Annotated in this window: 9 protein-coding genes and 8 tRNA genes; 15 read left to right on the top strand and 2 right to left on the bottom strand. The window is 61.7% G+C overall.

Going from position 1 to position 12,952, the window contains the following annotated elements:
• Positions 1-106: 106 nt before the first annotated feature.
• Both KO539_RS27480 and KO539_RS27475 read left to right on the top strand, forming a co-directional pair.
• Positions 107-514 (top strand): DUF4399 domain-containing protein, encoded by a 408-nt coding sequence (locus KO539_RS27480; RefSeq protein ID WP_035826618.1) that lies wholly within the window; start codon positions 107-109, stop codon positions 512-514.
• Positions 515-653: 139 nt separating this feature from the next.
• Positions 654-2,330 carry an alkaline phosphatase family protein gene (locus KO539_RS27475; protein ID WP_257626509.1) on the top strand — a complete coding sequence of 559 codons (1,677 nt, stop codon included), beginning with the start codon at positions 654-656 and terminating at the stop codon, positions 2,328-2,330.
• Between the two features lie 139 nt (positions 2,331-2,469).
• Here the strand turns inward: KO539_RS27475 and KO539_RS27470 are convergent, their stop codons facing one another.
• On the bottom strand, positions 2,470-4,032 hold the full coding sequence (locus KO539_RS27470) for a phospholipase D family protein (RefSeq protein ID WP_219313287.1): 1,563 nt from the start codon (positions 4,030-4,032) through the stop codon (positions 2,470-2,472).
• A 63-nt stretch (positions 4,033-4,095) separates the two neighbouring features.
• A complete protein-coding gene (gene lysA / locus KO539_RS27465; RefSeq protein ID WP_219313285.1) occupies positions 4,096-5,334 on the bottom strand; it encodes a diaminopimelate decarboxylase in 1,239 nt (412 codons plus the stop codon).
• Between the two features lie 159 nt (positions 5,335-5,493).
• Between lysA and KO539_RS27460 the strand changes: the two genes are divergently transcribed.
• The 13 genes from KO539_RS27460 to KO539_RS27400 all read left to right on the top strand — a co-directional run bounded on the left by KO539_RS27460 (position 5,494) and on the right by KO539_RS27400 (position 12,949).
• Positions 5,494-6,405: a LysR family transcriptional regulator gene (locus KO539_RS27460; protein ID WP_219313283.1), complete on the top strand. Its 912-nt coding sequence runs from the start codon at positions 5,494-5,496 to the stop codon at positions 6,403-6,405.
• 127 nt (positions 6,406-6,532) lie between these two features.
• Positions 6,533-7,939: a glutamate--tRNA ligase gene (gltX, locus tag KO539_RS27455; protein WP_219313281.1), complete on the top strand. Its 1,407-nt coding sequence runs from the start codon at positions 6,533-6,535 to the stop codon at positions 7,937-7,939.
• Positions 7,940-8,063: 124 nt separating this feature from the next.
• Positions 8,064-8,139, top strand: a tRNA-Ala gene (locus tag KO539_RS27450).
• A gap of 54 nt (positions 8,140-8,193) precedes the next feature.
• A tRNA-Glu gene (locus KO539_RS27445) sits at positions 8,194-8,269 on the top strand.
• A 134-nt stretch (positions 8,270-8,403) separates the two neighbouring features.
• A tRNA-Ala gene (locus KO539_RS27440) sits at positions 8,404-8,479 on the top strand.
• A gap of 37 nt (positions 8,480-8,516) precedes the next feature.
• Positions 8,517-8,592 (top strand) — tRNA-Glu (locus KO539_RS27435).
• Between the two features lie 47 nt (positions 8,593-8,639).
• A tRNA-Ala gene (locus KO539_RS27430) sits at positions 8,640-8,715 on the top strand.
• A gap of 538 nt (positions 8,716-9,253) precedes the next feature.
• Positions 9,254-9,329 (top strand) — tRNA-Glu (locus tag KO539_RS27425).
• Between the two features lie 124 nt (positions 9,330-9,453).
• Positions 9,454-9,529, top strand: a tRNA-Glu gene (locus KO539_RS27420).
• 70 nt (positions 9,530-9,599) lie between these two features.
• Positions 9,600-9,675: transfer RNA gene (locus KO539_RS27415), tRNA-Glu, on the top strand.
• A gap of 99 nt (positions 9,676-9,774) precedes the next feature.
• Complete coding sequence (gene earP / locus KO539_RS27410) at positions 9,775-10,944, top strand: elongation factor P maturation arginine rhamnosyltransferase EarP (protein WP_219313279.1); 1,170 nt, start codon at positions 9,775-9,777, stop codon at positions 10,942-10,944.
• Between the two features lie 135 nt (positions 10,945-11,079).
• The gene (locus KO539_RS27405; protein WP_034758247.1) at positions 11,080-11,655 is read left to right on the top strand and encodes an elongation factor P; all 576 of its coding nucleotides are present in this window, start codon (positions 11,080-11,082) and stop codon (positions 11,653-11,655) included.
• A gap of 157 nt (positions 11,656-11,812) precedes the next feature.
• A complete protein-coding gene (locus KO539_RS27400) occupies positions 11,813-12,949 on the top strand; it encodes an amidase family protein (protein ID WP_051958244.1) in 1,137 nt (378 codons plus the stop codon).
• Positions 12,950-12,952 lie beyond the last annotated feature (3 nt).

Below are 12,952 nucleotides of genomic sequence, written 5' to 3'. Positions count from 1 at the left end.
CCTCAGGGTTCGACCCCGGCTCTTCATGGGTTAACAATCCTGCGCCATTGTCAGCAGGAATATGGTTTCATGCAGTCTGTGTTGTTATCAAACAAGAGGAGACATCATGCAATTGACCACCGTATTCCTGCGCCAGGCCGCAGTCCTGGTCGCCGGCAGTCTGCTGGCCGCCAGCGCTTTCGCCCAATCCGTCTCGTTCGTCGAGCCAGTCGATGGCGCGACGGTGACGAGCCCGTTCAAAGTGAAATTTGCCGTCAAAGGCATGGACGTCAAGCCGGCCGGCGACATGACGGCCAAGACGGGCCACCATCATCTGCTCATCAATATGGGGCCGATGAAGGCGGGCGAGATGATACCCATGGATGACAAGCATTTGCATTTCGGCAAAGGACAAACGGAAACGGACGTCACCTTGCCGCCGGGCCAGTACACGCTCACCATGCAGTTTGCCAATGGCGCGCACCAGTCATATGGACCGGAGTTGAGCAAAAGCATCAAGGTGACGGTCAAGTAAGTCAGGCAGATTGTCTGTTGCGGCATAAGGCCGGGTTCCAGCGATGGAACCTGGCCTTTTTTATATTGTTGCCTCTTGTCATTATTGTGTCATATAGTCGGCGTATGCTGGCCGGTGGCCTAACTTTTGATGAGCGGATATGACGAAACATTTCTCCCTTTCCCGGCAACTGGCGCAGGCGCTGCTGCTGGTCGCTGGCGTGGCGGCGTGCCAGGCGCATGCGGCCAAGGCGCTTCCTGCCTCTGCGGCGCAGCCGAAGCTGGTGGTCGTGCTGGTGGTGGACGGCTTGCCGCAGGAACAGGTGACGCGCTACCGCGACCAGTTCGGCCAGGGCGGTTTCCGCCGCCTGCTGGAGCAGGGCGCGTGGTTCAGCGATGCGCACCAGGCGCATGGCATCACGGTCACGGCCATCGGCCACTCGGCCGTGCTGTCGGGCGCCTATCCTTACCAGCATGGCGTGATCGGCAATAACTGGATCGATCCCGTCACGAAAAAATCCGTGTACTGCACCGAGGATGGCAATTTCCACTACATCGGCGAAGAGACGCAGAGCGACGACGGCACGGCGCCGACGAAACTGCGCGTGAGCACCCTGGGCGATGAATTGCGCTACTCCACGGGCGACAAATCCAAGGTCGTCACCGTGTCGGGCAAGGACCGCGGCGCCATCCTGCTGGCCGGGAAAACGGGCACGGCGTACATGTACATGGAAAAGACGGGCAATTTCGCCAGCAGCACCTACTATATGCAGCAGCATCCGCAATGGGTGCAGCGCTACCAGGCGGCCAAGCCGCAGGACCGCTATTACGGCAAGAGCTGGACGCCGCTGCTGGCCGATTCGGCCTATGTCAATGATGCCCGCGATGACATCGTGGCGGCCAAGCCGGGCACGCGCAACACCTTCCCGTTTGCCTATTACAGCGACAGCGGCAAGCTCGATGGCGAGTACTACAGCCGCCTGAAATCCGGTCCCTTCCTCGATGAACTGACACTGGAATTCGCCCGCGCCGCCATCGATGGCGAAAACCTGGGCCGCAACCCGGCCGGCGTGCCCGATATCCTCGGCGTGAGCCTGTCCGCGCACGACTACGTGAACCATGCCTACGGCCCGGAAAGCAAGATGTCGCACGACCACCTGCAGCGCCTGGACCGCATGCTGGCCGGTTTCTTTCTTGATCTCGATAAAAAAGTCGGCATGGACAACGTGCTGGTGGTGTTGACGGCCGACCATGGTTTTGCCAACGTGCCGGAATTTGCCGAAACGCGCGGCTTCTCGGCCAAGCGCATCGATGGCGCCAAACTGGTCGATGCCTTGAACCAGCACCTGGCGACAAGCCTGGGCATCGACAAGCTGGTGACGACGTCCTCGCTGCCGAATATCTACCTCGATTACGCGCTGGCGGAAAAGAACGGCGTCCATCGCGCCGCGCTGGAAGACACGGCGGCCCGCTTCCTGCTGCAGCAGGACGGCCTGGCCCAAGTCTACACGCGCACGCAAATGGAAACGGGGGCCGTCGCCACGCGCATGGACACCCTGATGCGCCGCGCCTGGAACCGCCAGCTGTCGGGCGACCTGATGCTGGTGACAAAACCGGCCTGGTACTTCGGCAAGGGCAGCGGCGGCACGTCGCACGGCACGCCGTACACGTATGACACCAACGTCCCGCTGATGGTCTTCGGCCCCCGCTGGATCAAGCCGGGCGCCTACGGCCAGTACGCGGAAGTGGTCGACATCGCGCCGACCTTGGCCCACCTGCTGCGCATACGCCAGCCGTCGGCGTCGGAAGGGCGGGTGTTGACGGAGGCGGTGCGCTAACGATGTTGGCTTGTGGTGTTGTCGGCTTACGCGCTGCGCGCTAAGCCGACCTACATTGGCCTTGTGGTGGGCATAGAGCGTAGGTCGGATTAGCGGGGCAAAGCCCCGCGTAATCCGACAACAGTGTTGGCAAAACAGCTTACAGCAGCCAGTCTATCGGCAGCACCGACAAAATCGCCACCCCCATGCGCTTCCACACGCTGGTGCCCGGTTCCGTGTCGTAGCGCGTGGTGGCGCCGCTGGCGTCGCGGGCGATCCAGTACAGCGCACCGTCGTCGCCCAGCAGCACCTGGTAGGCGCGCTGCGGGATCGTGGTGCGCATGGCCTGGCCCAGCTGGCTGGCCAGCGCGGGGCTGTCGATGACGAGGCCCATTTCCGTATTCAATTCGATGGAGCGCGGGTCGAAGTTGAACGAGCCGACGAAGATGCGCTGGTCGTCGACGGCAAATGTCTTCGCATGCAGGCTCGATGCGGAGCTGCCGAAGCGGCCGGTCTGTTCGCGCGCATCGCCGCGTTCCCACGAGCGGCGCGACTCGTACAGCAGCACGCCCGCTTCCAGCAGCGGCTTTCGCCACTTCGCATAGCCCGCATGCACGGCCGCCACGTCGGTCGCTTCCAGCGCATTCGTCAGGATGCGCACGCCCACGCCTTTTCTTGCCAGGTCGGCAAAGGCTTGCGTGCCCGATTTGCCGGGCACGAAATACGGCGACACCAGGTCCACTTCCTTTTCCGGCACACCGAGCAGGTTTTGCAGCTTGTCCGCCACGCCCGTGCCTGGCCTGGCCTGGTCCAGCACCTTGGCCGGGTCGTCGCTGACCATGCGCGTCCTGGCCCATTCGAAGGGCAGGGTGCGTTCCATCATCTGCTTGACGAAGGGCGAGGTGCGCAGCGCCTGCACGTATTCCTCGGCTGCCTTGGTGTCGTCGATGCGGTCCGCCTCGGCGGCGATGGTGGCCGCGTCGCCGTCGACAGGGCTGGTCAGCAGCAGCCTGGCCGGGTAGGCCGAGGCGCTGTTCCAGTAGCGGTCGAAATCGTGCGAGACATCGTCGACGACGGGGCCGATGGCCAGCACGTCCAGGTCGGCGAACAGCACGTCGCCGGCCGCGCCAAAATATTCATCGCCCACATTGCGCCCGCCGACGATGGTGGCCTGGTTATCGGCCGTGAACGATTTATTGTGCATGCGCCGGTTGAGGCGGGAAAAGTCCGTGGCAAAGGCCAGTGCGCGCGGTGAACGGGGCACGAAGGGATTGAACAGGCGGATTTCCAGATTCTGCTGCTTGCCCAGCATCGTCAGGGTCTGGTCCAGCCCCGCCGTGTTGTTATCGTCGAGCAGCAGGCGCACGCGCACGCCCCGTTCTGCCGCCTGGCGCAGGGCGTCAAACAGCAGGGTGCCCGTGATGTCCTTGTGCCAGATGTAGTACTGCACGTCCAGGCTGCGCTGGGCGGCGGCGGCCAGCAGGGCGCGCGCGGCAAAGGCGTCGCGCCCGTCGACCAGCGGGTAAATGCCGGACACGCCCGGATGCTGCGCCACCATGGGGGCAATGGCCGTGGCCAGTTGGGTATGTGCCGTATCGGCGATGACGCTGGAGGTGCTGCGCCCATCCAGCGAGGGCAGAGAAGCGCAGCCGGCGAGGACGGCGGGCAGCAGCAGGGGCAGCAGAAAAACGCCGCTGCGGCGGACAAGGGTGGTGGCGGGCATGGCGGGCTTTCATCGAGTTGCCCCGATGTTAGCAGATGCGCATGCCCGCACGCGGGCGTGGTTTTACAGTTGTTCCAGTGCGATCAGCTCGGCCACCGTCTGGCGGCGGCGGATCAAGCGGGACTGCTCGCCATCGACCAGGTATTCGGCCGCATGCGGGCGGCTGTTGTAGTTCGACGACATCGACGCGCCATACGCGCCCGCGCCTTCGAACACGACGTAGTCGCCCACCTGCGCTGCAGGCAGAAGGCGTGTTTCCACCACGCCGCCATCGCGCTGGGTAAACACGTCGCCCGATTCGCACAGGGGGCCGCCGACCACGGTGGCGTGCTGGGTGTCCAGTGCCCGGCCGTCATGCGCGATGACCGACATTTCATGGTAGCTGCCGTACATGGCGGGGCGCATCAGTTCATTGAAGCCCGTGTCGAGCAAGGTGAAATGGTTGCCGCCCATTTGCTTGGTGGCGCGCACCTCGGCCACCAGCAGGCCCGCGTCGGCCACGAGGAAGCGGCCCGGTTCGATTTCCAGGTGCACGGGGTGGCCCAGGTGCGCCTCGATCTGCTTGCGCGCCGCATCCCACAGCTGGAAGTAGTGGTCCGTGTCGACGGGCTGCTCGCCTTCGCGGTAAGGCACGGACAGGCCGCCGCCCGTGGAAATGGCTTCGATGTCGTGGCCCATGTTTTTGACCAGGTCGACCATGGTGCCGCAGACGGTTTCCAGGTGGCTGTAGTCGACGCCCGAGCCGATGTGCATGTGCAGGCCGACCAGGTGCAGGCCATGCGCGCGGATGACGGCCAGCGCCTCTGGCAGCTCTTCATGCCAGATACCGTGCTTGCTGTTTTCGCCGCCCGTATTGGTCTTGTTGCTGTGGCCATGGCCATAGCCGGGATTGATGCGCAGCCAGACGCGGTGGCCGGGCGACACGGGGCCCAGCTGGCGCAGCATGTCGACGGAGCCGCAATTGACTTCGATCTTTGCTGCCGCCACGCGCGCCAGGGTAGGGCGGTCGAACAGGTCGCACGTAAACACCACGCCGGCGGCGCCATTCGTTTGCGCCGGCGTAAAGCCTGCCTGCAGCGCGCGTTCGATCTCGCCCAGCGAGACGGCGTCCACGTGCACGCCCGCTTCGCGCATCAGGGTGAGCAGATGGATGTTCGAATTGGCCTTTTGCGCGAAGCGCACGGTGTCGAACTGCGACAGCTGCTGCACGCGCGCGCGGATGGTGGCCGCGTCATACACCCACAATGGCGTGCCGTGTTCCTGGGCGAGTTGGGCGAGGGTGGCGTCTGGCACTGGTTTCATGGTGGTTGTCTTTGTCATGTGATGGGTGGCGTCCGAGGTGGTGTCGGATTGCGCGGGCTTTGCCCGCTAATCCGACCTACGATGCTGGCCATGATGCCGCTTTTTAGGCTAAACATAAAATATCCATTTACGCTGACCTTATTCATTTATGATATGGACATGACTATCTCCTTGCGCCATATCGAAGTCTTCCGCGCCATCATGACGACGGGCAGCGTGACGGCCGCCGCCGCCATGCTGCACACGTCGCAGCCCACCGTCAGCCGCGAGCTGGCGCGTCTCGAGCACTTGACGGGCCTCACCCTGTTCGAGCGCGAGCGGGGGCGGTTGCGTCCGACGGCCCAGGCGCTGCAACTGTTCGAGGAAGTGCAGCGCGCGTATTTCGGCCTGGAGCGCATCGTCAGCACGGCGGCGGCCTTGCGCCAGTTCGACCAGGGGCAGTTGTCGATCGCCTGCCTGCCCGTGTTTTCCCAGTCCCTGCTGCCGCAGGCGTGCAAACGCTTCGTCGCCGATTTTCCCAAGGTGAGCATCAGCATCACGCCGCAGGAGTCGCCGCTGCTGGAAGAGTGGCTGTCGGCGCAGCGCCACGACATCGGCCTGACGGAAGTGGGTAATGCGCCGCCGGGCACCGCGCTCGATACCTTGATGTCCGTCGATGAAGTGTGCGTGCTGCCCGATGGCCATGCGCTCGCAAGTAAAACCGTGCTGCAGCCGGCGGATTTTGCGGGCCAGCCTTTCATCAGCCTGGCCGCCGTCGACCCTTACCGCCAGCAGATCGACGCCATTTTCGCGCAGGCCGGCGTGGAGCGGCGCATGGCGCTCGACACCCACAGCGCCGCCTCCGTCTGCGCCATGGTGCGCGAAGGCGTGGGGCTGGCCATCGTCAATCCACTCACTGCCCTCGATTATGCGGGGCAGGGCTTGCAGATCCGCCGCTTTGCCGTGTCCTTGCCGTTCACGGTGAATCTCGTGAAACCTTTGCACCGGCCCCTGTCACAACTGGTCGCCCTGTTCGAGCGGGCGCTGCATGCCCAGGCGGACGAGGTGAAAAGGCGGCTGCTGGCACTATAAGACAAGCCCCTTGAAGGACCGGGGTCAGACCCTCAGGGTCTGACCCCAGCGTTCGTGGTGGGGTTTGCCTTAGGGCTTTGCTTAGGTAGTAAAATGGCGTTTTACTTATTCAAGCCTGACTACTTCGATGACCACAACCGCTACTCCCGTCCGTACCCGTTTCGCTCCCAGCCCGACCGGCTATCTGCACCTGGGCGGCGCCCGCACCGCTTTATATAGCTGGGCGTATGCCCGCCACTTCGGCGGCACTTTCGTGCTGCGCATCGAAGACACGGACGTGGAGCGTTCCACGCCGGAAGCCGTGCAAGCCATCATCGAAGGCATGAAGTGGCTGGGCCTGGACCACGACGAAGGCCCGTTCTACCAGATGCAGCGCATGGACCGCTACCGCGAAGTGGTGGCGCAGATGCTGCTTGAGGGTACGGCATATCACTGCTACTCGTCGCCGGAAGAAGTCGAAGCGATGCGCGAACGCATGCGCGCCGCCGGCGAAAAGCCCCGCTACGACGGCGCCTGGCGCCCGGAGCCGGGCAAGACCCTGCCGGCCATTCCTGCCGACCGCAAGCCCGTCGTGCGCTTCAAGAATCCGCTCGATGGCGACGTGACGTGGGACGACGTGGTCAAGGGCACGATCACGATTTCGAACCGCGAGCTGGACGACCTGGTGATCGCCCGCCCTGACGGCACGCCAACGTACAACTTCTGCGTGGCCGTCGATGACTGGGACATGCAGATCACCCACGTGATCCGCGGCGACGACCATGTCAACAACACCCCGCGCCAGATCAATATCCTGCGCGCCATCGGCGCACCGCTGCCGCTGTACGGCCACCTGCCGATGATTTTGGGTGCGGACGGCGAGAAACTGTCGAAGCGCCACGGCGCCGTCAGCGTGATGGATTACCCGGCGCAGGGCTTCCTGCCGGAAGCGATGCTGAACTACCTGGCGCGCCTGGGCTGGAGCCATGGCGACGATGAAGTGTTCTCGACCGAGCAGTTCTGCGAGTGGTTCAACCTGAACCACCTGTCGAAATCGGCGGCCCAGTTCAACAATGAAAAACTGGCCTGGCTGAACAACCACTATATCAAGCAAGCCGACAACACGCGCCTGGCCGACCTGGCGCGTCCGCAAATGGCCGCCGCCGGCGCCGTCTTCGAAGGCGCGCCGGACCTGGCGCAAGTGCTGGGCATGATGAAAGAGCGCGCCAATACCATCAATGAACTGGCTGCCGCCTCGATGCTGTTCTTCCGCGCGCCGCAGCCGGAAGCGGAACTGGCGACGCAGCACATCACGGATGCCATCAAGCCCGTGCTGGCGCAGTTTGCCGAGCGTATCGCCACGGTGGAGTGGAGCAAGGAAGCCGTTGCCGCCATGATCAAGGAAGTGCTGGCCGCCAACACCATCAAGATGCCGCTGCTGGCCATGCCTTTGCGTTTGATTTTGACGGGCCAGCTGCAGACGCCTGCCATCGACCAGGTAGTGGTGATCTTCGGCCGTGAAACCGTGCTGGCGCGCCTGGCAAAGTGGCTGTAATCGCCGCGATGAAATACGCGTAAAAATACGGTGCGGAAACCGCCCCTATGAAAAGTTGCTCATAGACGAAAAAGGGTATTTGCAGAGTGAAACTTCTTTGCTATACTCTTGTTTCTGCACCAACGGGGGTATAGCTCAGCTGGGAGAGCGCTTGCATGGCATGCAAGAGGTCAGCGGTTCGATCCCGCTTACCTCCACCAGCAGCAATGATGTTGCTTGTTGAAGTGGTGCAGATGTTGTTTGGAAGTTCCGCGGTCCCCATCGTCTAGAGGCCTAGGACATCACCCTTTCACGGTGAGTACAGGGGTTCGAATCCCCTTGGGGACGCCAGGTAGTTGTGGTATAGTAGTGGCAGTTGTTTGTACTGATTGTTGTAAGTTCAGGCCCGTAAAAAACGGAATCTGGATGGAAAGCAAGTAGTGGAACAAAGTCGCCAAGTGCGGCTTTTATTATTTCTGCGCCCGGGGGGTATAGCTCAGCTGGGAGAGCGCTTGCATGGCATGCAAGAGGTCAGCGGTTCGATCCCGCTTACCTCCACCAACAGCGCAGAAGTAAAGTAGCAAACTGTAGTGCCGAGGTCCCCATCGTCTAGAGGCCTAGGACATCACCCTTTCACGGTGAGTACAGGGGTTCGAATCCCCTTGGGGACGCCAGTTCAGACTGGTGTTGTAGTAAAGAAGTAGCAGTGTTTCTGCGCCCGGGGGGTATAGCTCAGCTGGGAGAGCGCTTGCATGGCATGCAAGAGGTCAGCGGTTCGATCCCGCTTACCTCCACCAACAGCGCAGAAACAGGTAGTGAATAAATCAAAGTCGCCTAGAGCGGCTTTTTTTATTTTGGCGAAGTATTTCCGCCATACCCTTGGGGGAATATGGCTAAGCTGTTAGCGCGCTTGCATGGCATGCAAGAGGTCAGCGGTTAGCTCCCGCAAACCTCCGCCAACAGCGCAGAAATCACACAGTAATCAAAGTCGCCTCGAGCGGCTTTTTTTTCGTCCGTTTATTAATCGTCATATCCCTCGGCTCAGGGCGTAGGTCGGATTAGCGCAGCGTAATCCGACAACACCGTCGGCCTAACTCGGCATCCATAAGTCGCTTATGCGGCTTTTTTTTCGCCTGCTGAAATTGCAATAACGCAGTATTTCCATATCGCACGCGCATCTTCTGCCCCATAGGGAGATCTGTGCAAATAAGATGGAAAATAAAACCCCCGGCAGTTGATTTCGTGAATCGCTTCGTGTTAAACTTCGCGCACGCTTTTTTGAGGGGCTAAGCAAAGCCTTCAACGAAGAGTCCGCTGAGAGTAAAGCCAGCACAGGTCCCCATCGTCTAGAGGCCTAGGACATCACCCTTTCACGGTGAGTACAGGGGTTCGAATCCCCTTGGGGACGCCAGGATTTAGTTGTAAAGTAAGAGAGCAGCGCTGAACGGGCCTGACAAGTCAGGCTTTTTTTGTTTCTGCCATATTGCTGCAGTACCGGGTCAGGATGCAAAGTAGCGCATTCAGGACAGATTTCTGTCCCCATCGTCTAGAGGCCTAGGACATCACCCTTTCACGGTGAGTACAGGGGTTCGAATCCCCTTGGGGACGCCAGATTCGCAAGCAGTAAGCACGTAAAGTAACAGGTCGGGATGCGGAGTAATGCATCTTGGACAGATTTTCTGTCCCCATCGTCTAGAGGCCTAGGACATCACCCTTTCACGGTGAGTACAGGGGTTCGAATCCCCTTGGGGACGCCAGACCGGCTGAATCAGCCAACAACAAAGCCGCCTGGTAACAGCGCGGCTTTTTTGTTGTTTGCCGGCATGCCAACCTTTTTCCTTCACTCTTGCCTGCTCATGCCATTACCTAGCGATCGCGCGCCATCCCTGGCCATCTTCTGCAAAGTCGTCGACAACTACGGCGATATCGGCATTTGCTGGCGCCTCGCGCGGCAGTTGAACGGCGAGCATGGCGTCGCCGTCACCCTGTGGGTCGATGATTTATCCAGTTTCCAGCGCATCTGTCCTGAAGTCGACGTGGCGGCCGAAGCGCAGCACGTCTCCGGGGTCACGGTGCGCCACTGGCGCGATCAGGATGGCGTGTTTGCGCCCGCCGATATCGCCGACATCGTCATCGAGTTTTTTGCATGCGACATTCCGCCCGGCTATATTGCCGCCATGGCGCAGTGCGCCCCGCAGCCAGTGTGGCTGAACCTGGAAGGCTTGACGGCGGAAGAGTGGGTCGAGGGCTGCCATGCGTTGACGTCGCCGCGCCACGGCATGATCAAGCATTTCTTCTTCCCCGGTTTTACCAATAAAACGGGCGGCTTGCTGCGCGAGGCGGCGCTCGATGAAAAAAGGCTGGCATTCCAGGCTGATGCCGGCGTCATGGCGGCATTCCTGGGGCAATTCGGCGTGAGTCCGGCGGAAATGTCTGCCTTGAAGGTATCGCTGTTCTGCTACCCGTCCGCTCCCGTCGCCGAGCTGTTTGCGGTCTGGCAGGCTGGCAGCGAACCCATCACATGCCTGGTGCCGGAAGGCGTCGCGTTCGATGCCGTTCAGGCGTTTATCGGCGACGATGCGGCGAAGGCCGGTGCGGCGCGCACGCGCGGCGCGCTCACCGTGCGCGTGCTGCCGTTCGTGCCGCAAGATGATTACGACCGCCTGCTGTGGGCTTGCGACGTCAACCTCGTGCGCGGCGAAGATTCCTTCGTGCGCGCGCAATGGGCCGGCCAGCCGTTTCTCTGGCATATCTATGTGCAGGATGAAAACTTGCATCACGTGAAATTGCGCGCCTTCCTGCAGCGCTATGCGATGGACGCGGACGGCGCCATCGACAGCCTGGTGCAAGCGGCGCTGGCCTGGAACGGCGCCAGCGCGGATGGCTTGCCGTGGGCGCAGCTGTGGCCCGCATTGCAGGCCGATCTGCCGCGCATCCGGGCGCGCGCGCAGGCCTGGCAGCGGCAGATGCAGGCTAATGGCGATCTGGCAAGTAAGCTGCTGGCGTTCGCTGGCGCGACGAGATAGGCGCTTGCCAAAAATTAAGGTAAAATGCCCGGTTATTTCTAACGTATTTTTAACCGATCAAACGCAAGCTTGCGGCGCTGATGGCGCACAGGCGGCAGATGGTCTTCATGCAACCCACTTTTTACGTACATTCCTATGAAACCCGCAAAAGAAATTCGTGTTGGCAATATCATCATGGTCGACAGCAAGCCAATGATCGTGTTGCGTTCTGATGTCAACGGTTCGAGCCGCACGGGCTTCACCTACAAATGGAAGATGAAAAATCTTCTGACGAACACCCCGATGGAAAACGTGTTCCGCGGCGACGACAAGTTCGACGTTGTTGTTCTGGATAAAAAGCCAGTGACGTACTCGTACTTCGCCGACCCGCTGTTCGTGTTCATGGACACCGAGTACAACCAGTACGAAATCGAAGAAGAAAACCTGGGCGAAGCGCTGAACTACCTGAAAGATGGCATGGAATGCGAAGCCATTTTCTACGACGGCAAAGCTATCTCCGTTGAACTGCCTACGACCATCGCCCGTCAAGTGGTGTACTCGGAGCCAGCGGTCAAGGGCAACACGTCGGGCAACGTCCTGAAAGAAGCCAAGATCGAAAACGCCATCGACGCACATCGCCACACCGTGCAAGTGCCGCTGTTCGTGGCACAGGACGACGTCATCGAAATCGACACCCGTACCAACGAATACAAGCGTGTCGTACGCAACTGATTTGCCCCAGTGCCGAATCATCAAGAAACGCTGCCTTCGGGCAGCGTTTTTTTTGCTTAAAAAATAATTCCCTTCAACAACAATTGTGTTGCAAGGACTGCTATGCTATGGCTAGAACATTATTGCGGCAGAAACATTGAAGTTTCCTGGAGATACCATGCAGCGCAGTCAGATGTTACGCGGTGGCGCGTCGCGTCCCGTATTGGCCCGTGCCACGGCGCCCGCCAGCCCCATGGCCCATCTGCTCGATGCGGGCGTCTTGCCGCAACAGCAGATGATGCAGGCAGGCAAACTCAGTTCCCATGCGCTGACGTCGCAGTACCTGGGGCGCATCCGCTCCCTGTGCAGCATCGGCGCGCGCGCCTATCCCGGCATTGAAATCAATCCCGATGCGCTGAAAATTGCCCTGGAAATGGACCGCGAACGGCAAGTGCACAAGGTGCGCGGTCCCTTGCATGGCATTCCCGTCGTCCTGCGCGACAATATCGCCACGGGCGACCGCATGAAGACGCGCACGCAGTCACCGCTGGCCACGCATGCCGGCTGCGATTCCTTCGTGGCGGCGCGCCTGCGCGCGGCCGGCGCCGTCATCATCGGCAAAAGCAATTTGCGCCAGTGGGCCGCCGTCAGCGTGCCGCATGCCACTGCCAGCTGGGCCGGGCTGACCATCCTGGCCGTCGACAGCGCGGCGGACGGCTCCATCGTCGCGCCTGCTTCAAACTGCGGCCTGGTCGCCATCAAGCCCACGGGCAGGACTGCCGCGGGGCAGGGCGGTGAGCCAGCCACGGCCGGACCGATGGCGCCCAGCGTGCGTGAGGCGGCCTGGCTGCTCGCAGCCTTGAGCGGCGAGCGCCTGGCCGATGGTGTGGTGCTCGATACTGCCGGTTTGCATGGGCGCCGCATCGGCGTGGCGCGCAGCCTGTTCGGCCAGTGTGCCGGGACCGATGCCGTGATCGGGCAGGCGCTGCTGGCGTTGCGCGAACAGGGCGCGCAACTGATCGAGATCCCGGCCGCGCCCGTGCCTGGCGGCATCGAAGCGTTGCTGTGCTCGCATGGTTTCGATGCGCTGGTGGGGCCTACCTGCCATGGCGTGGCGCAGGCGCCGTCGGCCTTGCCGCATATCACGGTGCCGGCCGGCGTGGCCGGCGGCGCGCCGGTCGGTTTGTCCTTCATCGGTCCTGCCCACGGTGACATGCAGCTCATTGCGATGGCGTACGCCTACGAGCAGGCGACCTTGCACCGGCGCACGCCGGCGCTGCCGTCGAGCATTACCCTGGCGCTGCGCCTGCCATGATGA

Origin of the sequence: Janthinobacterium sp. NKUCC06_STL (assembly GCF_019345455.1) — a bacterium.
GTDB lineage: Bacteria > Pseudomonadota > Gammaproteobacteria > Burkholderiales > Burkholderiaceae_D > Janthinobacterium > Janthinobacterium rivuli.
This window is presented reverse-complemented; position numbering and strand designations above follow the sequence as displayed.

Coding starts and splice junctions, on each gene's coding strand:
- KO539_RS27400 (WP_051958244.1), top strand. CDS start 11,813: ATGCAGCGCAGTCAGATGTTACGCGGTGGCGCGTCGCGTCCCGTATTG.
- gltX (WP_219313281.1), top strand. CDS start 6,533: ATGACCACAACCGCTACTCCCGTCCGTACCCGTTTCGCTCCCAGCCCG.
- KO539_RS27475 (WP_257626509.1), top strand. CDS start 654: ATGACGAAACATTTCTCCCTTTCCCGGCAACTGGCGCAGGCGCTGCTG.
- KO539_RS27460 (WP_219313283.1), top strand. CDS start 5,494: ATGACTATCTCCTTGCGCCATATCGAAGTCTTCCGCGCCATCATGACG.
- KO539_RS27405 (WP_034758247.1), top strand. CDS start 11,080: ATGAAACCCGCAAAAGAAATTCGTGTTGGCAATATCATCATGGTCGAC.
- KO539_RS27470 (WP_219313287.1), bottom strand. CDS start 4,032: ATGCCCGCCACCACCCTTGTCCGCCGCAGCGGCGTTTTTCTGCTGCCC.
- KO539_RS27480 (WP_035826618.1), top strand. CDS start 107: ATGCAATTGACCACCGTATTCCTGCGCCAGGCCGCAGTCCTGGTCGCC.
- earP (WP_219313279.1), top strand. CDS start 9,775: ATGCCATTACCTAGCGATCGCGCGCCATCCCTGGCCATCTTCTGCAAA.
- lysA (WP_219313285.1), bottom strand. CDS start 5,334: ATGAAACCAGTGCCAGACGCCACCCTCGCCCAACTCGCCCAGGAACAC.